The following is a 24,237-nucleotide window of genomic DNA, read 5'->3' as shown; positions in this document are numbered from 1 at the left end:
TTATTTTAGTTAGATTTGGTTAAATTATATTTAAGATTTGAACCGAATTATCGTTTAGATTGGGTTTAATTTAAGGCTCATATGATGGATCAAGTTATGACTTAAGTTAAGTTATAGCAGACTTTTCAACGATTACTTTTACGTTCTCAATCGTCTTATCTTCAGGTCCTTGTACAGGATATCCTGCCTCGATATGTTCTATGACGTAATCAATATTCGTCTGTGATATGACTTCCCCCGGAATAACAATAGGGATACCGGGTGGATAAATCATTATAAACTCAGCCATGATTCTTCCAGCAGCTTCTTTTAGTGGAATAAGTTCCGTCTCTGCATAAAATGCATCGCGTGGCGTGAGAGAAAGCTGTGGAGTATCTGGTGTTTTTAATGAGATTTGAGTCATTGCATCATCGTTACCGACCTTACTTACACAAGTTTGTATTGCTTGTACTAATGCATCAATAGTTTCGAACGTGTCCCCAGCGGTTATAATACATAATATATTGTACATATCGCTTAATTCAACTTCGATGTTGTGCTCATCTCGTAAGAAAACCTCAACTTCGTGTCCCGTTATTCCAAGCTTACTGACATGAATGGTGATCTTAGTTGGATCATAAGCATACGCTGCATTGTCATCTAAAATCTCACTGCCAAAGCAATATAAACCATCAATATTATTTATTTTTTGTCTAGCGTATTCGGCTAATTCAATCGATTTTTCAGCCATGTCATAACCGTGTATCGCTAATTGTTTTCTAGCGCAGTCGAGTGAACTTAATAAAATATAGGAAGTGGAAGTTGTCGTCAGCATACTAAGTATCGACTGGACTTTGCCTGCATCTACTCTGTTCCCTTTTACGTTTAAAATGGAACTTTGCGTTAGTGATCCACCGAGCTTATGAACACTAGTCGCAGATAAATCTGCTCCGGCTTGCATAGCAGACATAGGGAGATCATCGTGAAAATGAATGTGAGCTCCGTGTGCTTCATCTACTAACACAGGTATATCGTAGCTATGAGCAATATCCACGACTTCTTTTAAGTTCGTACTAACACCATAGTAAGTTGGATTAATGACTAATAACGCTTTTGCATCTGGATGTAGCGTCAGCGCTTTAGTAACAGAGTCCGTACTAATCCCGTGGGATATACCTAAAGTTTCATCCATTACAGGTGAAATGAAGACGGGCTTGGCACCTGCAAAAATAATAGCGGTCATTATAGATTTATGTACATTTCTTGGTACAATAATTTTATCTCCTGGTTTGCATGTAGACAAAACCATGGTCATAATAGCTCCACTTGTTCCTTGTACAGAAAAAAAGGTGTGGTCTGACCCGAAAGCATCGGCAGCTAATAATTGTGCTTCTTTGATCACATTTGTTGGCTGGTGTAAATCATCAAGAGGTGCTATATTTATAAGATCTATGCTAAGTGTGTTATCGCCAATAAAGTGCTTGAATTCATTCGACATAGCTGTCCCTGATTTATGTCCAGGAATATGGAATTGCAAAGGTTTCTTCTCAGCGTGATCGATAAGTGCAGTGAATAAAGGTGTCCGTTGATGATTCATTTTCTTTAGTGCTCCTTTTGGTATCAGATAGGTTATAGTATTATGTTTTAATCATGGTTTAACATATTGTTTAATATTTATTAAAAATGTCTAATCATGTTGCATAATCATGCTTGAGTATACCAAAAAAATGTTTTATTTTCATTACTAAAATGAAATCATAAGTTAAAAAAAAGTAAAGTTTACACCATATTTATTTTTCAGGAGGAAATGTTAATCAATGAACATGAAACAAATGGGTACGATCATGGTTTTACTTATCACTATGTTTTTAGGATTTGGGATCATCATTCCTCTCGTACCAGAAATTTTAGAAGGTAATAATTCTATACATTTGGGATTGATGTTAGCCCTATACTCTGCTGCATCGTTTATAATGTCCCCTATCTGGGGTGGTTTATCAGATAAATACGGACGAAAACCTATTTTACTGATTGGTACTATAGGATTTAGTATTAGTTTTTATGTTTTTGCAATCGGACTTGATAGTTTGACATTGATGTACCTTTCACGCATTTTAGGTGGTTTATTTTCGGGAGCGGTCATTGCTTGTGCTGTCGCCTATGTGGCAGATATCACAACAGATGAGACGCGAACAAGAGGAATGGGACTTGTAGGGATGTCCATCGGTTTAGGTTTTGTATTTGGACCTCCTATTGGTGGATTACTTAGTACTATTAGTTATGCTTTTCCTTTCTATGCTTCATCTATTTTAACCGTTCTTTTATTTTTCTTTGTACTGGCCTATATTAAGGAACCAGTGAAACAAAAGAAAGAGAAAGAAGAAAAAGGGAAGCAGTCGAAAAGACAGCGTTACGGTGCTGCAGTAGCTGGACCGATGAAGTATTTGTACATTTTAGGGTTTGTCGTTTCTTTCACTTTAGCTGGCGTTGAGGCCACTTTTCAGTTTTATCAAATCGTTAAAATCGGAGCGACTCCTGCACAAGTTGGTATCATGTTAGGAGCTAGTGGATTACTAGGTGCATTGATTCAAGGGGGTATTGTAAGAAGAATTAAACCTGGCAAGGAAAGTCAGTTTATTATGCTCGGTTTAATATTGACTGCATCAGGCTTTTTCTTGATTCTATTGTCCAATAATGTGTTTACTGCTGGGTTGTATTTATGTGTGTTTGGTGCAGGGAATGCGTTGTTGAGACCATGTATTACTTCGCTTATTACGAAGAAAACAAAAGTAGAATATGGTGTGGCAACGGGATTGAGTTCCTCTATGGATAGTTTGGGCAGAATCGTAGGCCCTGTTCTAGGAACGCTACTATTTGATTGGAAGGCTAATCTTCCATTTATTGTATTTGGTGTTATTACCATAACAGCAGTATTGATTGTATTGCAATATCGTAAATATGAGAAATTAGATACGCTTCAAGCTGCAGCTTGAAGGTACTATCCTATTTACCGGTCATGCAGCAATGATATCGTGATACTAGCTGCAAAACAAAATAAAGGACAATCAAGGTATCTTACCTTTGGTTGTCCTTTTTGTTTGTATTTTTATGGTTGAAAGTGGATTAATTCTTTCCTATCTCTTCATTATTTTATACTTGAATCCGATAAAATATAAATAAGATGATATTTTTTTATGAATCATCCATTATACAATATTTATTCTCATACTCATCGTATATAATGGAAGTAAAGTGGAAAATGTATCCTCTATCGTATTCAAGAACTTTGTTCCATCATTTAAAAGAGGGTCGTCTTTAAAAATTTGCTTTCCGATAAGCAACTCTGCTTTTTTTACATTAGAAAACCTCTCCAGTGATTGTTGGAGAGACATGTTTGCTATCGACTGAGCTCCTTTTTTCGTATGATCCATCGATATCACATACTGTTCTGGTAAAAGCGCCTGGATTTCATCGATGGAATGTAGGAAGTGCTGTGCAATCTCTTTTTTATTTGGAAGTTCATAAATATATGCTAACCAAATAAACACATGATCGTCGAATAGCCCAACTTGAAAATGGGGGTGCATTTTATAACCGCGTTTGTTGTGAGAAAGAGCTAACCATGTATCATTTGGTGGATTTTTTGTTCTCCTTGCATGTTGTGCAATATGAACATACATCTCATTGCCAGTGAGCACTGATAATGAAGTGCTTAATGAATCACCTATGATTTTAAATTTTGGTTGAATTCTACCGCGAATGGCTTCCATTCGCTGCTCTAATCCGTCAATTGAAAAAGTGGCAAAATCATCTGCTGTAAAACCTTCGAAATTCATTGTAAGTCTCCCTTCCGCTTAACTTAGCACTTTTATAGTATACCACTGGGGAGATATTTTGTATAAAAACATGGGAGGAAGAAAAGTGAAAAAGAAAACGTTTATTTTGTTTAGTTGTTTTGCGCTGTTGCTCAGTTTTACCACTGGAGTATGGGCAGAAGATGCAAGAGAATCGATTAAAGCGTATTTAAGTTCCAATATTAAATTAACAATCAATAACGAAGAAGTGCAATTAAATTCAGCACCAATTGAATACAATGGAGAAACTTACTTACCAGTATCAGAATTGAATCGAGTATTCGGTATCCGTGCTGAAGTGGTTAATAGCGCAACAACGATTAAGATTACTTCAAATCAATGGACCAACACTTCCACATCAAACAATAACAACAACAATACGGGCTCTAATAGTAACAATTCCAGTGAACAAGGCTACGCTAATAATTATAAGCCAAATGAGAATGGAACTACGATTGCAAGAGAAGAAATCCGTTTGGAAGACGTAATGATTTACGAATATGAATTCAAAAATGAAGAATATAGTGTTGTAGGAAATGAATATAAAGGAACGATGTATTTCCGTTATATGGATGTCGAAAAAATGAACTTGAAAAACTTTACGCCAGAGACATTCTATAAGGAAGAATACACAGGACAAAAATATATTGAAGCAAGTGAATTTGGAGATTATTTTAACAACAGTAATTATGTATATCCATCTGCTAACACAGTTAGCGATCCAGTAATGACAGGAGTTACAAAAAGTAAAATTAGAACAGCATTGAAGAAAAAGAAATCGTCTAACACGTATTTCTATTACCCTCATAGTTATGCTGATGATATTTATTACATGGTATACGAGACTCAGGGAGAATTTAAAGTTAAAAAACTAAAAATAAAGCAGTATAGCAGCGGTACTTATTATGCTAGCGTAGTATCTACAAAAGATATGTACGACGATGATGACGATGACGATGATGATTAAAGATCAGTGAACAATAATGTAATGCAAAAATAAATGGAAAAGAAGAGCTGCTTTTGCAGTTTTTCTTTTCCATTTTTCAAATAAAATAAAGTTGCTATTTGATAACATTAAGTATAAGATAGGTTTAACTGAGATAATATTGATAATGGTGGACAGCTTTTATACAAGTGAATAGGTCAGGCTAGAGTAATGATTAAATTTTCAAACTATTCAGTTATATATTGTTATCAAGGAGGAGTTGCGGTGTTTCCATATGAAGTGGAATATAGCAATGTCGAGATTTACTTCGATCGCCGGCGAATCCATCAATTTATTGCAGCATTAATGGATGACAAATATACAGTATATTGGAACGAAACAGATGATGAATTTTCCTTAATTATTGTAAAGACAAAAGTCATCACAAAGCTTAAATTTAAACGCAAAGAACATCAGTATAAAATGGATGGTAACTATAGCTTTAAAGATAACACATTGGCGAAGATGGTGGAAAAATTAATTGAGGATTCAAAAGGGCACGCGATTGTCAAACGTTTTCACGAGCATCAAGTGAAAATAGACAACATATTGTTCGGTGAAGTCATTCGTACGGTCAAAATTAGTGATGTTTCCCTTAACAAGGAAAAGAAAGCTGTTGTCACGATGAATGATGTATTACAAGCTTGGCAGTGTAACCGCATACAAGAGAGGATAAAGTTTATTTATTTAGAAATAGACGAACAATTGTTATTACTTCATAAGTACCTAGAGCGCAATGAACTTACGCTAATAGAACAATGCAAACAAAAATTAAAAGCACTTCAGCATGAGATGTTTACAATGGAATTATTTTAAATGACGGATGATGAGATTTCAAGGTATACTTGAAAGTAGACTATTCATCGTTTTTTGAAGTAGGGTGGGTTGATCCCCGCCTTACTTCATGTTACCATTTTACGATATAAAAAATTTGAATAAACATGAAAAACTCTGTAAAATATGATGTATTAGATATAAAACAAATAGATAAGGTGGAGAACAATTTAATGGACAAACAACAAATAGGTGTTATTGGTCTAGCTGTTATGGGTAAAAACCTAGCTTTAAACATAGAAAGTCGGGGATATTCTGTTTCGGTATATAACAGAAGTTCACAAAAAACGGAAGAAATGATGGCAGAGCATGCGGATAAGCAGGTAAAACCAACGTATAGTGTAGAAGAATTTGTGCAATCATTGGAAGTTCCACGCAAAATCTTTATTATGGTCAAAGCTGGGAATCCAACAGATGCAACGATTGAGCAACTTATTCCTCATTTAGATCAAGGGGATATTATTATAGATGGTGGTAACGCATTATTTACAGATACGCAACGAAGAAGTGAATATTTAGAACAAAAAGGATTCCGCTTTATCGGTACTGGTGTTTCAGGAGGAGAAGAAGGAGCACTCAAGGGCCCATCTATTATGCCAGGAGGACAAAAAAGTGCTTACGATTTAGTTGAACCTATACTAACCGCGATATCAGCTAAAGTAAACGGAGATGCTTGCAGTACATATATTGGTCCAGATGGAGCAGGTCATTATGTCAAAATGGTACATAACGGAATTGAATACGGGGATATGCAGTTAATATCCGAAGCATACCACTTACTGAGTCATGCTTTAGGATTAGATGCTCAACAATTACACGAGATATTTGATGAGTGGAATAAAGGTGAACTGGATAGTTATTTAATTGAAATTACAGCAGATATTTTTACGAAGGTAGATTCAGAAACGAATAAACCGATGGTGGATGTTATTCTGGACACTGCTGGGCAGAAAGGTACTGGAAAATGGACAAGTCAAAGTGCCTTAGATCTTGGAGTACCTTTATCTATCATCACGGAATCCGTCTTCTCTCGTTGTTTGTCAGCATTGAAAGAAGAACGTGTTCTTGCAAGTAAACAATTGGTGGGCCCAAACACTTCTTCATTTGAAGGGGATAAGGAAGTCTTTATTGAGCAAATTCGCAAAGCATTGTACGCAAGTAAAATTTGTTCTTATGCACAAGGTTTTGCACAGATGAAAGCTGCATCCGAACACTATGGTTGGGATTTGCAGTACGGCAAAATTGCGATGATTTTTAGAGGTGGTTGTATCATACGTGCAAGATTTTTGCAAAACATAAAAGACGCGTATGATAAAGATCCAGCGTTAACGAATTTATTACTAGACGATTATTTCAAAAAGGTTGTACATGACTATCAAGAAGCATGGAGAAACGTCATACAAACAGCTGTGGCTTATGGTATACCAGTACCTGCTTTCTCTAGCGCATTAGCGTATTACGATAGCTATCGTACAGAAAGGCTTCCAGCTAACTTATTACAAGCGCAACGTGATTACTTTGGTGCACATACATTTCAACGCCTTGACAAAGAAGGTTCATTCCACTATCAGTGGTTTGAAACAGAGTAAGTGAAGATTTGGAGATAGAAGATGCAACATAAAAATATTATTTTAATAGGTTTTATGGGGACAGGAAAATCAGCTGTAGGAAAGCGACTTGCAAGTGAATGCGGCATGGTATATACAGATATCGATCATCAAATTACTGAGTACGAAAACAAATCCATTCCCGATATTTTCTCTCTTTTTGGTGAAGATTATTTTAGAAAAGTGGAAACGAAAGTGCTTACTGACGCATTGCAAAATAAAAATCAAGTCATAGCAACAGGTGGGGGAGCGGTTCTTTCCCCACATAATGTACAGTTGATGATGCGAAATGGACTGGTTATTCATTTAAAAGCGGATGAAACTACGATTTTTGAAAGAGTGAAATCAGATTCCGCTCGTCCCTTGTTGCAAGGTGACGCGAAAGAAATGATATCCAAACTGTTGGCAAAACGAGAAGGGATGTATGATTTTGCATCCCAATCCATTGAAACGGATCACCGCACTGTAGATGAAATTGTGGAATATATTACTACATTCATATCAGAAAAAAAATAAGGCTGAAAAGGAGGAAAGCTATGTTTACACAACATCGTTTTTCTCTTTTCGCTATTGGTATAGCTGGCAGCTTAGGATCATTACTTCGTTATAGTGTTTCTTACTTTTTGACTATCGAAACTTCCCATTTTCCATGGGCAACTTTATTATGTAATTGGACAGGCACTTTCGTATTAATGTGGATGGTCACAGCATGGTCTAATCATACGTGGGCACCTTGGTTAAGGACAGCAATCACTACGGGTTTAGTTGGATCTTATACTACGTTTTCTACGTTTAGTTTAGAGACAGTGCTTCTCATACATAATCATGCTTATGGCATCGCTCTTTTGTACGTTATAAGTAGTATTAGTGGGGGAATTTTGTTTGCTTGGCTTGGATTTTTAATGGGACATAGGAAACAAAAGAAATGATGTGTAAGGAGCAGAAAGGTGAGTACTCATGTATACTTCATGGTTAGCGATCATGGCTGGTGGTTTTTGCGGAGCGATTTCAAGATACGTTCTTAGTGTGAAAATCTCCTCGGCTTACAAAGGCGTATTTCCTTATGGAACATTAACTGTAAATAGTGTAGGCTGCTTTTTGTTGGCTTTTTTATGGGCCATGCATATTCATGCTGGAAATGTATGGTTGTTTTTAGGAACAGGCTTTATGGGTGCTTTTACTACATTTTCAACGGTTCATATGGAATGGTTTACTATGGCCGTGAAGAAAAAGTCTAACAAAGGTTATGTGTACATTACGCTAACGTATGGTTTAGGAATTGGTTCAGCTTTTTTAGGTTATATCATAGGCGATAAGATAATTGCAATATTTTAAATGGAATAGATGAGAATACTGTGTCCCGATATGTTTCATATTTTAATGAAAATATCGGAGAAAAGGAGAAGAAAATGAAAGCAATAGTAAAACCGACAACACATTTACAAGGAGATATGCAGGCTCTTTCTTCAAAAAATTATACAACTAGATATTTATTGGCGGCTGCATTAAGTGAAGGGGTAAGCGAAATATATTATCCTGCACACAGTGAAGATAGCGATGCCATGCGACGTTGTATTCAGGAATTAGGTGCGAAACTAGAAGAAGATGAGCATAAAATAAAAATTAAAGGTTTTGGAAAGAAGCCAAACAAGAAAGTTACACTAGATGTGGGGAATGCAGGTGCAGTCCTTCGTTTTCTAATGTCTACCGTTACGTTTTGTGAGCAAGCTGAGTTCATTAATCGTTACCCAGACTCGTTAGGAAAAAGACCACATGATGATCTTATTGATGTTTTGCAACAAATGAACGTAAAAGTAGAACATGTACAGGGTAAATTGCCGATAACTATATATGGAGGATCTCCTACGGGAGGAAAATTGAAAGTATCTGGAACCATTAGTTCGCAATATCTAAGTTCTTTATTATTTTTAGCTCCATTGTTAGAACAAGATACAGAAATTACGGTAACTCATGATTTAAAATCAAAAATTGTCGTTAGTCAAACATTAGACGTATTACAACAAGCTGGTATTACATTTGAAGCTGCAGAAGATCTCATGCACTATAAGATACCAGGCAATCAATCTTACCAAAGCAGAACTTACGAGGTAGAAGGTGATTATCCTGGTTCAGCAGCTATTTTAGCTGCAGCAGCAGTGACAAACTCAGATGTAAAAGTGAGAAGACTACTTGAACATAGTAAACAAGGTGAGCGTGAAGTTGTATCCGTATTAAATAAAATGCAGGTACCATTAACGCATCAAGACGGTGTAGTGCATGTAAAGGGAAATGGCAAGCTTGTTGCTGGTGAATTTGATGGCGATGAATTCACAGATGGTGTTTTAGCTATGGTAGCAGCGGCTGTACATGCAGAGGGAACATCTCGTTTTTACAATGTGGAGAACCTGCGATACAAAGAGTGTGATCGAATAACTGACTTTTTAAATGAATTGCGCAAAGCTGGAGCTAATGTGGAAGAGCGACAAAGTGAGATTATCGTACATGGAACTCCATCTGGAGTTGCTGGTGGTGTGGAAATAGATGCTCATTATGATCATCGAGTCATCATGGCTTTATCCATTGTGGGATTAAGATCAGAAAAAGGTCTTATTATTAATGATGCAGAACATGTAGCAAAATCCTATCCTCAGTATTTTGAACATTTAAAAGCACTAGGAGCAAATATCCAATTAAGTAAAGCGTAATAGATAAGTTGAAGAAACAAGTTCAAGCAACTTATTACCACTAACATAAGATGGAGAAATTCCTATATGAACCTTTACGCCTGGCAACTGAGGCGTAAACATATCTTGTTATTTCTTCATCTTAGATAAGTTGAAGAAACAAGTTCAAGCAACTTATTACCACTAACATAAGATGGAGAAATTCCTATATGAACCTTTACGCCTGGCAACTGAGGCGTAAACATATCTTGTTATTTCTTCATCTTATAGATAAGTTGCAACGTGTTCAAGCAACTTATTACCACTAACATAAGATGGAGATATTCCTATATGAACCTTTACGCCTGGCAACTGAGGCGTAAACATATCTTGTTATTTCTTCATCTTATAGATAAGTTGCAACGTGTTCAAGCAACTTATTACCACTAACATAAGATGGAGATATTCCTATATGAACCTTTACGCCTGGCAACTGAGGCGTAAACATATGTCTTATTATTTCTTCATCTTAGATAAGTTGAGTGAACTTGTTCAAGCAACTTATTACCACTAACATAAGATGGAGAAATTCCTATATGAACCTTTACGCCTGGCAACTGAGGCGTAAACATATGTCTTATTATTTCTCCATCTTATATATAAGTTGAGTGAACGTGTTCAACCATGTTATATAGAACGGGGTGTTGATTAACTTGAAACTCATGTTCAAAAAGCTTGGTATCATACCAACGATTATATTTGTTATTTCCGTAATGCTGATGAGTAGTGCCATGACAGTGATTTTATACGATCAATATATGCATAAAACAACAGCGAATGTCATTTATACAATGGATACCACAGTAGAGGCGATGCAAACGGTGCCCATTGAGCAAAATGTGTTGGATATTCCACATTCTGCGGAAGCTATGGTAACAGCGCCTCATGTACTGCAATATCCCGAGCTTCCACGTGGCTGTGAAATCACTAGCCTTACAATGCTATTGCAGTATAGTGGTTTAGATGTAGACAAGCTTAAGTTAGCTGAAGAGATGAAAAAAGACACGACGCCACTCGTTCGAAACAAGAGTGGAGAAATAGCATACTGGGGAAATCCGAACGTTGGGTTTGTAGGTAATATCACACTAAATGAACCGGGATTCGGCATTTATCATGCAGCTTTGTTTCCGTTGTTGCAATCGTACATGCCAAGTGCAGTGGATTTAACGGGTAAATCCTTTGCAGAGTTAGAAAAACAAGTAGCCGATGGCATCCCTGTTGTCGTTTGGACAACCGTTGAATACAATAATCCAACAGATTGGGTGATTTGGGATACAGATTTAGGTCCTATTCGTACGACGTTTAAAGAACATGCCGTTTTACTTGTTGGTTACGATGAAGATCATGTGTACATTAATGATCCGTTGAAAAAACAATTCCCTGTAAAAGTAGATAAGGAACAATTTATCGTAAGTTGGAATGTAATGGGTAAACAAGCTCTTTCTTATGAAAATAATGATAAAGATGAAGATAATGTATAATATTTGAACTTCCTATGTTCCATGTTAATTGGTAAATGTTGAGATACAATTATGTAACAAACTTCCTCATAATTTTTGTGATATGTGAAACACTATACATGCAATCACTATAAAGGACTTCATGACATTCATGAAGATTTATTCACAATAGGAGGAAGTTATGTATAACCAACAATCTGGAGGCAAGCAGAAGTCTGGATACCAAGCGTCGTCACAAGGATATGGACAAAGCATGAGCACACAGCAATACGGTGCAGGTGCACAACAAAGCCAATATCAGCAGCAACAAAGTCCAAGTCAGTTCCATACATCAAACTATAAAGGGAACCAATCAGGATACAACACAAACCAATATGAGCAAGCATATCAAACAAATGCACAATACACCGCTCAATATGGTGCTCAAGCTGGTGCTGGTATGCAACAAGGAATGGGACAACAATCTGGTGGACAGCAAGGTCAATATCAACAACAAAACCCAAGCCAGTTCCACATGTCAAACTACGTGGGAAATCAACAACCATATCAGTACAACCAGTACAAAGAAGCTTCTGATCAACAACAATACGCAGGTCAAGGTCAGCAGTATCAAGAGCCTCAACAAAGTGCAGGCCAAGGACAATCGTATCAGCAATCTGCTGGAGCAATGGGAGGCCAACAAGCTGGTCAATCATATCAAGCTAGTACTGGACAATTCCACCAATCCAATTACAAAGGGAATCAACCAGGATACAACGTGAATCAATACTATCAACCAGCTTCAACTGGTGGTCAACAAAGCCAACAATAAAGCAACAAACTCCGGTGTTTGCCGGAGTTTTTTTATTGTGCAATTGTTGTAATTTACATAATTTGCAGACATTGCAGCAAAAGCAGAAAGAATGAATCGATAATATTTGAATGTATAATAATAATAAATGCATAAAAATTTAATTTTTCAAATTAATAAACCATAATAAACAATGAAAAGACGGTATAATATTCTTTAAAATCTTAAATATTCTGTAAATAAAATTAATGAAATATATAATTAAACACATTTTTTAAAAAATTAACCTTAGTTTAGACATTTGAATTTTCCAATTTCACATAAAAATATATTCAACATTCAGTTGAAACAATAGGATGGTGTATAAAAAATGAATAAACAAGAGATAAGGTTAGCATTGAAAGATTTTCATTGGATGGAGAGTGAAATATTAAGATTGTATGCTGAATTACATGTAACATCAAGTGGGTCAACATCACGATATGAAATGGAATCTATGATGATACAAGAACGAGCATGTGCTGATATAGTTGGTACTTTTGTAATTAGAAAAGACCGATATCGAAAGATCATACATAAATTAGAGAAGAAAGTGAGGATGATACATGATCATACAGAAAGTATCAAAGAAGATCGAATGACAGCGGTGTTATATTGCATTTTGGATGGTATGACGATTGTTTCTATATCCAAACATTTAAACATAAGTGAACGCAACATATACAATATTCGGGATGCCATAATCAATCATATTTATGAAAGTATACACAAACAAAAAGAACATCTAGATAGGTTTAATAATGTTATAACTGTCTAATATGTTTGCTGTATATGCAGGAAAAACAGGAAAGATGCATGAAAAAAGGGGGATGAGATATAATGATGGCAAGAGTAGAAGAGTAGAAAAACAACATGATTGAGATATCTTCAACTTTATGGGATGGATTTTCTTATGTCTAAATATAGTGCAGATGTTGCAGGAAAAGCAGTAAAGATGCGGAACTTCGATGTTGTTTGTTAAAATAAAGATAGGACAAATTATAGTAATCATATTCAATGCAGAACAAATGTTTGGTATAATAAAAGAATAGTAAGTTAATTAATTATGACAGCAGATAGTGACAACATCGATGATAGCTAAATTATTAAATAAATATTTCTTTATATAGAAAATAATAACCAATAAGATATTATTTTTTTATGTTTCATTCATCAAAATGGATTGGATGGTGTTGTGTATGAATAAAAAAGAAATTAGAGAAGCACTGAAAGATTTTCATTGGATGGAGAAAGAAATTTTAAGACTGTATAAAGAACTTGATATGACACCGACAGCATCCACTTCACAATATGGAATAGAAGCAAGCATGCCTAAAGGAAGAGGGAATCCTACAGATAAAGTTGCAAATTTTGTCATAAGAAAAGACCGTTATGGGAGCATCATTTTCAAGCTAGAAAAAAAGGTAAGACTGATTAATGAGCATACGGAATCCATTAACGATGATAGAATGACAGCAGTGTTGCATTGTATTTTAGACGGTATGTCCATCGTATCTATATCTAAACATTTACAAATTAGTGAGCGTAATGTGTACAATATTAGAGATGCTATTGTGCATCATATTCACCGAAGTATGCAGAAGCAAGTAAATGCAAGTAATCATAAAGGGCAAGCAGTAATCAAAGTAAAGCGGTAATTTGCAGTTGTTGCAGGAAAAACAGGAAAGATGCAGGCAGTACGCTTGAACTGATAAGATAAAGACAAGAAAAAAATATCTTCCATATAGTTGAATGCCATGTACACCCTTTGCGGATGTGGATGGCATTTTCCATTGAAAGGAGGTGAAAGTCATTGTTTATCGTCATAACTCGAAAATGGATATCTTTTTCTTATGATTAATTAAGATGTTATTGCTACTGCAAACGCTCATCATTTGCTTAAGGAGGGAACCAGATGGCAATTGCGGAGTACTTTCAAGCAATAGAAGATGTGATAAAAAGTCAATTCCCTACAAAACAAGTAGTAAAACATCACTTTTCAAATACGATAAACGGGGACACATTTTATATGTATCATGTGGAAGATAAGAGAGAAAAACAAATGCAGCAACATATGATCATACAGCGTCAATGTCGTATTGAATACGTAGACGTTAGTGCGGAACAGGCATTGATGGAAATGGATAAACTGAGTGAGGTTTTGCATCAAGTACAAGGCATTCCGATTTCGACGAATCAAAACCAACATAAGCAGGCTAATAACGGAATAGCAGTAGAATACTTCATCATAAATGAAGTAAAGCAGATACCGCAAAATGAAGACTCCCAAACTACTGAACAAATTGGGATGCACCAATGCACTGGAGTGTTGTTGACCACGGAGCGAGTGCCGATGCAACAACAATCATGGGATAAGATGAATAAAATGTACGTCAATAATAACTTGATTGCACAGGCCGAAATATAATAACTTTTCATAAAAAAATAAATTATTTTAGGAGGAATGTAACATGGCAGGAGGAACATGGGATCCAACAGCTTTGAAAGTAAGACCAGGTCTATATATTAATTTCGAGGAAGCAGCTGCAGCACAAATTAGCGGTGGTGCGCGAGGTACGGTAGCGATGAACCTATTTTCCTACGCAGTTGGTGATGATAAAGCTGCAAATGGAAAAGTGTATACGATTGAAACGTTACAGCAAGCAAATGATTTATTCGTAAAAAAGACAGATACTACTACTGTAGGAGATATTACTTCCATTGAAATGGCATTGCAAGCAGGTGCGAAGAAAGTGCTTGTGTACACTGGTGCTGTGGGGGATAGTGGTGACGTTTCCGCCATTGTCAATGCACTAGAAGGGTATGATTTTAACGTATTTGTTTTTGATGGAAAAGATAGTAAAGTGAATGATGTTGCAAGATATAAAACTGCGTTTTGGATTGAAAATAACATGGACGCAGGCAAGCATTTTATGGGCGTGTTTGGAAGAGATGATGATACATTAGCCATAGGTGAAAGTACTGTAGATTCGGATGGTAATTCAATTTCATATCAACTTCCAAATTATAATAATGGTAAATACATTGTGCAACTAGTCAACGGTGTAGTAAATAACGATATACAATATAACTCACAGGTATATGCGCCGTATATTGCAGGATTAATTGCTACAACACCAATTAATAAATCGATTACTTATCAGCAAGTACCAGGTTATACCGTTAATCAACGCTTTAGTAATGCAGCGATGGAAGATTTCTTAAATGCTGGTGCATTAGTAATGGTTCACGACGGAAACAAAGTGAAAGTGGAGCAAGGGATTACCATGACAAAAGATAAGATCCGTGCCATTCGCGCACGACAAGCTGTTTCCACCGATATTAGCAATACAGCGAAAGATTCCTATATTGGTAAACTAGATAATAGTGAAGATGGGCAAAAAGCACTTGTAGCAGCAATAAAAGCTTACTTAGAGCGTTTAGAAACAGCAAGTGTACTAACGGATATTGTGGTTACATTAGATGCTGAAAAGTCTATTAACGACCAGGTATTTGTTAACATTTCATATCGTGAATTAGATTCAATGGAACGTATATTTATTACTATTGATGTTTAATATACTAAATGATAAAGGAGAAGTGATGTAACATGGCACTAGATTCAACCAAAATAATTAACGGAACATATGGGGAAGTATGGCAAGACGGTGTGTGGCTAACGAATATAAAAAGTGCGGAAGCTACAGTAGAAATTAATAAAGAAGAAATTCAACGTGCAGGTACTCGTTGGGTCTCTCATAAAGTGACGGGGCTAACAGGGACAGGTACGATGACAGGATATAAAGTAACGACTGAATTAATTGAGAAGATTGGTTCAATTGCAGATGATAAAAGCGGAGTATTTTATAGTACAGAATTAATTTTAGCGTTGAAAGATCCAGAATCTTTCGGTTCTTATCGTGTACGTCTAAAAGGAGTGCAATTTGATAACATTCCATTAATTAACTATGAAGTGGGTTCTATTGTAGAAGAGGAGTTACCTTTTACTTTTACGGGTTATGAATTAATCGATACCATTGCTTCTGTTTAATGGGAACGATGCAAAGATGTGACGGGTGATATTCACTCGTCATTTTTCTTTGTACAAAAAACGATAAAGGATGATGTGATTATGACTATGCATAACGAAAACGACGTACTTCGTTCGCTTTTAGATACAGATTTGAAGCCAGAGAAAAATATATTCATGAAACGTTTCGGTGTTTCTTTTACCATTCAAGCGTTAGATGGAAAAACAATCAACCGCATTCGTGAACAAGCAAGTTTCCCTATTAAAGGTGGAAAAGAGCTAGACGAGGAAAAGTTTGGTGCACTTATTATTGAAAAGGCTTGTCTCATTCCTCAATGGTCTTCGTCAGAACTAATAGAAAAATTTGGCCCAACTCCAGCAGATGTTATACAAAAAAGATTGCTGGCAGGGGAAATTTCAAAACTGTCAAATGAAATCTTATCATTATCAGGTTTTTCAGATGAAGAGGAAGAAATCGAAGAAATAAAAAACTAATACAATCAGGTGGTAAAGCTTATTTATACCATGTTATTTTTCAACGGCATGGACTACCTCCTGATGAAATTTACAATAAATCAATAGGAGCAAAACATTTTATGTTCGCCTCTACCCTGCTTCAACTTGAAGAGGAGCAGAAGGAGATACAGAAAATAAAGCGAGCTCAGAAAGGAGGACAATAAATGTCATCGCTCAATTTAACGAATAATGTGTTAAGTGACATGAATAGAACATTAGATAAGCATGGTAAGCTCATTAAAAAAATGCACAAACTCATTGCTTCCATAGAACATATGCAACAGGACAATAAAATGTGTTCAAAACAAACAAAAGTAACCAAAATAACAAATATTAAAAATATTTCTAATATATCTAACACAAACAAAATAGTAAATATTTATCAAGCTACTGCTTCATCTAAAATAATGTCCATGAAGGGTAGTGGAATAACCACAAGCAATGCAGCAGGAAAGAAACCGGGGTTATCTTTAATAGACGGTTTCAAACAAATACTAGGAGCAAAAAAAGCACTAGATCATGTTGAAAAAGCAATCAAATATATCACACATGGTATTGACTCAAAAGCATTCAAATCCCTTTCAACTGCTTTTAAGCCATTGGGCAAGTTAATCAATAAAAAAATATTTAAAAAGGCACATTTACTCTTACGATTTTCAAGAAGAAAATTCACCAAGCTATTAGGTCCAGTTGGGAAAGCGATAGATATTGGTGAGAAAATTTTTAAATTTTCTAAAGCCAAAGACAAAGGTGAGGCAGCAGCTGATATTATCGGTTCTACACTAGGAACTGCCTTAGGAGCAGCAATTGGATCATTAGGTGGTCCCCTAGGTACTATGATAGGAGGTACTATCGGTGGGGAGCTTGGTGGGAAAGCAGCAAAATGGGTGTATAAAAATTGGAGTAAATTACCACAGTTTACTGAAAAAACGGGTCGTTTTTTATTCCGTGATGCTGGCGCGAAAGTGGGAAAACAGGCTGGTCAATGGATCATAGATCGCTGGGATGGAATAAAGACTGCTGCTGCATCTATGTGGAAGGCAACTAAAACATTGTTTGGTGGTAAAAAAATAAAAAGTGCATATACCGTAACAAAAGGAGACAACTTATGGAATATTGCCAAACAGCATTATGGAGATCCGATGAAATGGAAAGAAATATATGCAAACAATAAAGAGATCATAGGAAATAATCCAGATTATATTCTTCCGGGACAAAAGTTAATTCTACCAGGTATGAACAGTAAAGAACCTAGCAAAACGAAAAATAATGCTTCATGGAATGCTATGAAACAGATTTTTGGAGCAAAAAAAATCCTAGATAACGCGCAGAAAGCGATAAAGTTTATCACGCATGGTGTTGATACTGATTTATTTAAAAATATGACAAAGAAATTCAAACTGCTAGGTCGAATGACAGAAACGAAAGCTTATAAAAAGTCACATCTTTTACTTCGCTTTTCAAGAAGAAAATTTACTAAATTATTAGGTCCAGTAGGAAAAGCAATAGATATAGGAGAGAAAATATTTAAATTTTCTACAGCAAAAGACAAAGGTGAGGCAGCAGCAGATATTGTTGGTTCATCCATAGGAACGGCATTAGGGGCAGCAATAGGAACTACAGTGGGAGGACCTCTGGGTACGTTAATTGGAGGAACGATAGGAGGCGAACTCGGTGAAAAAGCAGGAAAATGGGTGTGCAAAAACTGGAGTAAATTACCGAGCTTCGGAAAGAAAGCTGGAAAATTTCTTTCCAGAGATGCTGGAGCAAACAGCAGTTATGTCGTTCAAAAAGGAGATAACTTATGGAATATTGCTAAACAGAGATACGGAAACCCGATGAAATGGAAGGAAATATATGCGCAGAATAGAGCGGTGATCGGCTCTGATCCGAATCTTATTTTACCTGGACAACAATTAATGCTGACAAGTTCATCACCAAAGTTAGGGACTGTAAAAGTGGATAGCACTTACAATGCAACCAATCCAGTAAGAAAATCATTCGAATTTGGTGCACAAGGAAATGTGAATAATACATTTCAAATTCATATTAACTACACCGCTCAGCAAGAGACGCAAGAAAAAGATGTAGATCATTTTACTAGATTATTAGTCAACAAATTAAAAGAAGCAAGCATGTCCTATGCTTAGGAGGTGAATTCTATTGCAAATATGGCTAATCTACGAAAAAGATAGTGAGCAAGAGCAATTTCAGTTGCCAGTTAATCCACCTACTATTAAAATGACATCGCCCCATCACTTTAACGATTTGCAAGTACCGCAGCTAGGTGAATATACCGTCATAGGGGACAAGCAATTAAGAGAATTTAGTCTATCTTCTTTTTTTCCTCGTGACTATCATAGAGGGTACTGTGAGTATGATGATCTAGCCTTACCTTGGGACAGTGTCAACTTAATAGAAAAATGGCAGCGAATCGGCGAACCTATTCGGTTGGTTGTTACAGGGCAAAATAAAATTAATTATCCCGTTACGATTCGCTCCTTTCAATATGAGGAAAGAGCGGGGAGTCCTGGAGACGTTTATTATGATTTGCAGTTAAAAGAATATCGCTACCTCACTTTTGAAAAAATAGAGGAACAAGACGGCGGTAAAAAGTTACAACAGAAAAGACCGAGCACGAAGAAAACGCCTAAAACTTATATCGTAGTACCAGGCGATTCACTATGGAAAATCGCTCACAAAATGTATCGAGACGGAAGCAAGTGGCAGATAATCTATAACGCGAATAGAAAGACAATAGGGGAAGATCCCGATAAAATTTTTCCAGGTCAAAAGTTGGTGATCCCAGCGTGAATATAAAAGTAGAGTATAACAAAGAGACTGTTCTTAATCCCATTGTGAACCGTATTACGTGGTCGGGTAATCAAGATCAACCATTTCGAAAGTGTGAAATAAACGTTCATAATACAGTGGATGGAAAATCTACCTTCATCGATTTTGAACCAGGAAAGTCTCTCCGACTACTAAAAGACGATCAAGAGTTATTTCGCGGCGTCATTTTTACCGATCAAATGGATTTGCAAGGAAGCATGAGTCTAACGGCATACGATGAAAATGTGTATTTAACAAAAAATATAGATACAAAAAAATTTGTAAATAAAAAGGCATCCGATATCGTGAAACAATGTTGTAAGGAATTTAACATTCCTACTGGAACGATTGTCGATACCACTTATAATATACCGAAGCTTCTACTTCGAGACAGAACGCTATGGGATATGATGAAAACGGCATTAGCAGAGACAGAAGATCACACAGGCAAGAAATATATCCTCTCCTCTAAGCAAGGTAAGTTACATTTGTTAGATGTAGCAGAGGAAGAAGTGGAATGGAAACTAGAACAAGGTGTAAATATACTTTCTGCTTCTCATTCTAAATCGATAGAGGAAATGAAAAATAAAATCAAAATTTTAAGTAATGATAACAAGAAAAAGCCCATGGAAGTAGTAAAAGAAGATGCTTCCCTAGCAAAAAAATATGGTACAATGCAGCACCTACAATACGTCGGGATGGATAAGAAGAAGGAAGGCATGAAGCAGCTAGCAAATCAATTGCTCAAACAAAGGGGCAAGGTTACCCATGAAACTCATCTTGAAGCACTTGGAAATGAAGCTGTCATTGCAGGAACCGTTGTAAACATTCAAGCTGGCATGACCAAGATGGAAGGGCTATATGATGTCATAACCGATCAGCATACATTTGAAAACGGTTTGCATAACATGTCCTTAACAATAAGAGAACATGCTAGTGAAAAGTAATACAATACCTATCCTCTTTCACAAAGGAGGGAGACGATGAACAAACTAGAGGGAAACGCATACAGTCAAATGGTGCAGCTAATGAAAGAAGTGGGATACAACAAAGACATCGATATCGAACTAGCAACCGTGCTGGAAATCGATGCAGATCAAAACATATTAAAAATAAAAGTAGACAACATGGATGTAGTACTAGAAGGGGATGACTTAATCGTAGCGGAACATTTGTTACATCATACACGTCAAATGGAGATTGTAGATCAAAGTCTGATTGTAGATGCGACGAGTGATGGAGTAACAGAACATGACATCGCTGCAAGTGGTAATTTCTCTGGAACAATAGGTTCCTATACAGGAAATGGAAATATAAATATCACTACAGATTCAGTACATTTCACAAAATTAAAATTATTAGCAAAGATAAGCACTAAAGTTGACCAGCCATTAATGCATAAAATTCATTCTCCTTTACAAGTAAATGACAGAATTATCGTTGCTTCAATTGATAATAACCAACATTTTATCGTTTTAGATAGAGTGAGCAAGGAGGAGTGATATGAAAAAGTTAAATGGTGGTCCTCTTAATCAATGGATACAGTTGTTTAAATTCCTAGGTTATAATGCTGACATTGGATTTGAATTAGCTACAGTTGCCTCTATAAATCCATTTAAGATGAAATTAAATCGTATGGAAATGGAGTTAGATGGAAGTGATATTATTATTTCCGATCATTTAGTAGATCATAAAAGGTATATAGAAATGAATGATCAATTACTAAAGTTTATTGAAGGGGAAATATACACAAAAGATGTTAATGGACATGATATTTCAGCTACAGGAAATTTTGTTGGAAGTTATGATAATCCAAATCCCCCACCACCAAAAATTCCTGTTGAAGGCGACATGAACCTTTCAACTAATCTATTTACCTTCACTTCGATGACACTGAATTCCGCTGTTTCCAATGCAAAAGATAATGATGGTAACGTCATTCCAATGGAAGTAAAAATACTTTCCCCACTAGCAGTAAACGATACGGTGATCGTGGCGGTCATTCATGACCAGCAACACTATATCATACTAGATAAGGCGGTGATCTTATGACATTTAGTCCATTGCAAGATTTTGATAATGATGAACAACGAGATGACGAGTTGGAAGAGGATAACCCGATGAGAACATATCGTATAGATTTTGAACTAGGAGAACTTGGTGGTTATGTCGATGGAATGGATGCTCTACGTCAATTTATTCGTAAAGCTCTCATCACTGCAAGATACAACTACCTCATTTACGATGATCAATACGGTTCTGAACTAGACTCCTTAATTGGGCAATCTTCTACCTATGATTTAATGCAAGCTGAAATACCCAGATATATTGTGGAAGCGCTCGTCTATCATCCTCATATTGAGCGCGTATATGATTTTCATATTGAATCGAACGGAGACGGTGTATACGTCTCTTTTTTTGTGGAATCTGCACTAGGTACATTTGAAGAGGAGGTGACATGGCGTGGCATTTGAACATAAAACAAAAGAAGAAATATTAAGTCATATGCTTATGAAAGCGAGCGAGGAGCAAGACATAGATACTTCGCAAGGCTCCATCGTCTACGACCTATTGTCCCCAGCAGCATTGGAATTAGCAGAAGCTTACGTGGCTATGGATAGAGTGTTGAAACTAGGCTTTGCTGACTCCACTTATGGTTCGTTTTTAGACAAGCGATGTAACGAAATGGGAGTTTATCGTAAACAAGCACAAAAAGCATCAGGAGAAGTCACATTCACTGGTAAGGTAAAAGATACCAAGATATTGCAAGGTACAAAAGTAGGAACGAAAGAAGATATTTACTTTGTTGTCACGGAAGATGGGAAATTAGAAGATGAGATCATGATAGATAACATCAAACACTATCAAACAACGCTTTCCGTACAAGCAGACGAAGAAGGGACATCAGGAAATATTCAAGCGGGTCAAATTACTGAAATCAACGATGTGAACGGGATCACAGTAAGCAACAGCAAAGACTTCTACGGGGGACTAGAAGAGGAAAAAGATGAAAGTTTATTGCAGCGTTACTTAGAAGTAGTGCGTCGCCCAGCGGCAACAGGAAACAAATACGACTATATTAAATGGGCAAAAGAAGTTAGTGGAGTAAAAGATGCAAAAGTATTACCCATTACACCTGACCCAGGAAAAGTCAAAGTCGTCTTGCTCGGAGAAGGAAATAAAAAGCCGGATGCACTTACCATACAGAAAGCCAATCAAATGATACAAGCAGAACGTCCTGTTGGCGCGTATGTAGAAGTGGTGGGCGTAGAAGAAAAAGAAATCAAGATTGAAGTTGAAATAGAAAGAACATTGCAAGCAAATACAGCAATCGATGAAGATGCATTAAAAGAAAAGTTAGTAAGTGTGATATCTGAATATTTATCTACCTTAGCATTCAGTAGTTCTGTCATTAGATATGCTCATATTGCTAAGTTCATATTAGATATGGAAGAAGTAAAAGACTATCGTAACCTTAAAATTAACGACGACATGATTAACATCCAAATCGCTGATACGGAAGTAGCTACCCTCAAAACCAATAACATTACCATTACTTTTGTGGAAGGAAGTTGATCGTAGTGAAAAACATGAATGCCTTGCAAACGATGTTACATTACCTTCCTTACTATTATCAGGATTCCAAAAAAGTACATTTTATAATGAAAAAAGAAGCACAGCAGCTCATAACGATAGATGATGCAATAAACAAGCTGCTAGATGAGTTTTTCATTACAACGGCCACGGCAGATGTTGGATTACCGTATTGGGAAAAAGTATGCGGATTAAATACAGATGAAAATGAAACGGAGGCAAGACGTCGCCAGCTTATCCAACTAAAGTTGAAACGCAATACGTTAACGACAGCATCACTTAGGGATACGGTTGCAAAATACTTTGAACTAGGTTCAGCTAATGTGGAAATCATAGAGCAATTTAATACAAATATCGTGCGAATCATATTGAGAGGAAAAAAAGGACAACCAAGCAGCTTTCCGCAAATTACACATGCAGTAGATGAAGTCATTCCAGCGCATTTAAAAGTGGAGTATGTATTCACCTACATTCTTTGGAGTGACCTAGATGCATATCAACTCACATATCAAACATTGGACGATGAACAAATAACATGGGATGAATTTCAAATATTTGATCCTAATAGTTGAAATACAATAGGGGGAGAAGATCAATGAGCGAAGCAAACACACATTCACAGCATTTGAAATTAAAGTTACCACAACCAAAAGATCAAGTATCAAGACAAGATTTTGTGGACAATTGGAACAAGATAGACGATGGGTTCGGGCGAGTGCCCATTCAATTATATAGTGGCACGGTAAGTTTGAAACAACAAGTTCATATTCCTTTAGATATAACGTCATCTGATGATTTGAAACATGTACAAATTCAATTATTGAAATATATATCCAACATTCAGTCAGATAGATATGAAATATACACAAACTATGATATTAAAGACTTCACACAAGACCCTAACTACAACAGTTGGATTTTAACAGTAAATCCTGAAACGAATAGAGAAATTGGTTACTTTAATATCATAAAATTTGCTTAAGAAAGGAGATAC

Annotated in this window: 27 protein-coding genes; 25 read left to right on the top strand and 2 right to left on the bottom strand. The window is 36.2% G+C overall.

Translation table 11 applies throughout. The annotated features are described in order from the left end of the window. Positions 1–106: 106 nt before the first annotated feature. The gene (locus tag D1Z92_RS07530) at positions 107–1,576 is read right to left on the bottom strand and encodes an aminotransferase class I/II-fold pyridoxal phosphate-dependent enzyme (RefSeq protein ID WP_128895048.1); all 1,470 of its coding nucleotides are present in this window, start codon (positions 1,574–1,576) and stop codon (positions 107–109) included. A 220-nt stretch (positions 1,577–1,796) separates the two neighbouring features. On the opposite strand from D1Z92_RS07530, the gene D1Z92_RS07525 reads away from it, so the two are divergent. Continuing rightward, complete coding sequence (locus D1Z92_RS07525) at positions 1,797–2,972, top strand: MFS transporter (protein ID WP_128895047.1); 1,176 nt, start codon at positions 1,797–1,799, stop codon at positions 2,970–2,972. Between the two features lie 213 nt (positions 2,973–3,185). On the opposite strand, the gene D1Z92_RS07520 is transcribed toward D1Z92_RS07525, so the two are convergent. Continuing rightward, on the bottom strand, positions 3,186–3,815 hold the full coding sequence (locus D1Z92_RS07520; protein ID WP_128895046.1) for a DUF1054 domain-containing protein: 630 nt from the start codon (positions 3,813–3,815) through the stop codon (positions 3,186–3,188). A gap of 85 nt (positions 3,816–3,900) precedes the next feature. Here D1Z92_RS07520 and D1Z92_RS07515 point away from each other — a divergent pair, with 85 nt between their 5' ends. The 24 genes from D1Z92_RS07515 to D1Z92_RS07395 all read left to right on the top strand — a co-directional run bounded on the left by D1Z92_RS07515 (position 3,901) and on the right by D1Z92_RS07395 (position 24,225). Further along, positions 3,901–4,800 (top strand): stalk domain-containing protein, encoded by a 900-nt coding sequence (locus D1Z92_RS07515; RefSeq protein ID WP_164931498.1) that lies wholly within the window; start codon positions 3,901–3,903, stop codon positions 4,798–4,800. A gap of 243 nt (positions 4,801–5,043) precedes the next feature. Beyond that, positions 5,044–5,634: a YkzI domain-containing protein gene (locus D1Z92_RS07510; protein WP_128895044.1), complete on the top strand. Its 591-nt coding sequence runs from the start codon at positions 5,044–5,046 to the stop codon at positions 5,632–5,634. Between the two features lie 191 nt (positions 5,635–5,825). Then, on the top strand, positions 5,826–7,241 hold the full coding sequence (gene gnd / locus D1Z92_RS07505) for an NADP-dependent phosphogluconate dehydrogenase (protein WP_128895043.1): 1,416 nt from the start codon (positions 5,826–5,828) through the stop codon (positions 7,239–7,241). Positions 7,242–7,262: 21 nt separating this feature from the next. Continuing rightward, positions 7,263–7,775: a shikimate kinase gene (locus D1Z92_RS07500; protein WP_128895042.1), complete on the top strand. Its 513-nt coding sequence runs from the start codon at positions 7,263–7,265 to the stop codon at positions 7,773–7,775. 20 nt (positions 7,776–7,795) lie between these two features. Next, complete coding sequence (locus D1Z92_RS07495) at positions 7,796–8,188, top strand: fluoride efflux transporter FluC (protein ID WP_128895041.1); 393 nt, start codon at positions 7,796–7,798, stop codon at positions 8,186–8,188. A 28-nt stretch (positions 8,189–8,216) separates the two neighbouring features. Next, the gene (locus D1Z92_RS07490) at positions 8,217–8,594 is read left to right on the top strand and encodes a fluoride efflux transporter FluC (RefSeq protein WP_128895040.1); all 378 of its coding nucleotides are present in this window, start codon (positions 8,217–8,219) and stop codon (positions 8,592–8,594) included. 74 nt (positions 8,595–8,668) lie between these two features. Further along, positions 8,669–9,964, top strand: coding sequence for a 3-phosphoshikimate 1-carboxyvinyltransferase (gene aroA, locus D1Z92_RS07485; protein WP_128895039.1), 1,296 nt, complete (start codon positions 8,669–8,671; stop codon positions 9,962–9,964). A 680-nt stretch (positions 9,965–10,644) separates the two neighbouring features. Continuing rightward, positions 10,645–11,463, top strand: coding sequence for a C39 family peptidase (locus D1Z92_RS07480; RefSeq protein WP_128895137.1), 819 nt, complete (start codon positions 10,645–10,647; stop codon positions 11,461–11,463). Between the two features lie 160 nt (positions 11,464–11,623). Beyond that, a complete protein-coding gene (locus D1Z92_RS07475; RefSeq protein WP_128895038.1) occupies positions 11,624–12,253 on the top strand; it encodes a hypothetical protein in 630 nt (209 codons plus the stop codon). Positions 12,254–12,602: 349 nt separating this feature from the next. Continuing rightward, positions 12,603–13,049, top strand: coding sequence for a hypothetical protein (locus D1Z92_RS07470; protein ID WP_128895037.1), 447 nt, complete (start codon positions 12,603–12,605; stop codon positions 13,047–13,049). Between the two features lie 421 nt (positions 13,050–13,470). Then, on the top strand, positions 13,471–13,929 hold the full coding sequence (locus D1Z92_RS07465; RefSeq protein WP_128895036.1) for a helix-turn-helix domain-containing protein: 459 nt from the start codon (positions 13,471–13,473) through the stop codon (positions 13,927–13,929). Positions 13,930–14,186: 257 nt separating this feature from the next. Next, positions 14,187–14,699 (top strand): hypothetical protein, encoded by a 513-nt coding sequence (locus D1Z92_RS07460; protein WP_128895035.1) that lies wholly within the window; start codon positions 14,187–14,189, stop codon positions 14,697–14,699. Positions 14,700–14,742: 43 nt separating this feature from the next. Further along, a complete protein-coding gene (locus D1Z92_RS07455; protein WP_128895034.1) occupies positions 14,743–15,849 on the top strand; it encodes a phage tail sheath subtilisin-like domain-containing protein in 1,107 nt (368 codons plus the stop codon). 32 nt (positions 15,850–15,881) lie between these two features. Then, a complete protein-coding gene (locus D1Z92_RS07450; protein ID WP_128895033.1) occupies positions 15,882–16,322 on the top strand; it encodes a phage tail tube protein in 441 nt (146 codons plus the stop codon). Between the two features lie 81 nt (positions 16,323–16,403). Continuing rightward, complete coding sequence (locus D1Z92_RS07445; protein WP_128895032.1) at positions 16,404–16,796, top strand: phage tail assembly chaperone; 393 nt, start codon at positions 16,404–16,406, stop codon at positions 16,794–16,796. Between the two features lie 185 nt (positions 16,797–16,981). Further along, on the top strand, positions 16,982–18,967 hold the full coding sequence (locus D1Z92_RS07435; protein ID WP_128895031.1) for a LysM peptidoglycan-binding domain-containing protein: 1,986 nt from the start codon (positions 16,982–16,984) through the stop codon (positions 18,965–18,967). Positions 18,968–18,980: 13 nt separating this feature from the next. Beyond that, positions 18,981–19,631 carry a LysM peptidoglycan-binding domain-containing protein gene (locus D1Z92_RS07430; protein WP_240666608.1) on the top strand — a complete coding sequence of 217 codons (651 nt, stop codon included), beginning with the start codon at positions 18,981–18,983 and terminating at the stop codon, positions 19,629–19,631. Further along, positions 19,628–20,596 carry an XkdQ/YqbQ family protein gene (locus D1Z92_RS07425; protein ID WP_128895030.1) on the top strand — a complete coding sequence of 323 codons (969 nt, stop codon included), beginning with the start codon at positions 19,628–19,630 and terminating at the stop codon, positions 20,594–20,596. Before D1Z92_RS07430 ends, D1Z92_RS07425 begins: the two co-directional genes overlap by 4 nt. A 36-nt stretch (positions 20,597–20,632) precedes the next feature. Further along, entirely contained in the window at positions 20,633–21,151 is a 519-nt protein-coding gene (locus tag D1Z92_RS07420) for a DUF2577 family protein (protein ID WP_128895029.1), read from the top strand. 1 nt (position 21,152) lies between these two features. Next, the gene (locus tag D1Z92_RS07415) at positions 21,153–21,701 is read left to right on the top strand and encodes a DUF2577 family protein (protein ID WP_128895028.1); all 549 of its coding nucleotides are present in this window, start codon (positions 21,153–21,155) and stop codon (positions 21,699–21,701) included. Further along, a complete protein-coding gene (locus tag D1Z92_RS07410; protein ID WP_128895027.1) occupies positions 21,698–22,123 on the top strand; it encodes a DUF2634 domain-containing protein in 426 nt (141 codons plus the stop codon). Before D1Z92_RS07415 ends, D1Z92_RS07410 begins: the two co-directional genes overlap by 4 nt. After that, positions 22,113–23,225, top strand: coding sequence for a baseplate J/gp47 family protein (locus tag D1Z92_RS07405; protein ID WP_128895026.1), 1,113 nt, complete (start codon positions 22,113–22,115; stop codon positions 23,223–23,225). Before D1Z92_RS07410 ends, D1Z92_RS07405 begins: the two co-directional genes overlap by 11 nt. A gap of 14 nt (positions 23,226–23,239) precedes the next feature. Then, a complete protein-coding gene (locus tag D1Z92_RS07400) occupies positions 23,240–23,815 on the top strand; it encodes a putative phage tail protein (RefSeq protein ID WP_240666616.1) in 576 nt (191 codons plus the stop codon). Positions 23,816–23,838: 23 nt separating this feature from the next. Continuing rightward, positions 23,839–24,225, top strand: a complete 387-nt coding sequence (locus tag D1Z92_RS07395; protein ID WP_128895024.1) for a hypothetical protein — start codon at positions 23,839–23,841, stop codon at positions 24,223–24,225. Positions 24,226–24,237 lie beyond the last annotated feature (12 nt).

It is taken from the genome of Longirhabdus pacifica, assembly GCF_004115085.1.
Taxonomy (GTDB): domain Bacteria; phylum Bacillota; class Bacilli; order Paenibacillales; family DSM-105158; genus Longirhabdus; species Longirhabdus pacifica.
Note: the sequence above shows the minus strand (reverse complement) of the source record. Positions and strands in the feature narration are given on the sequence as shown.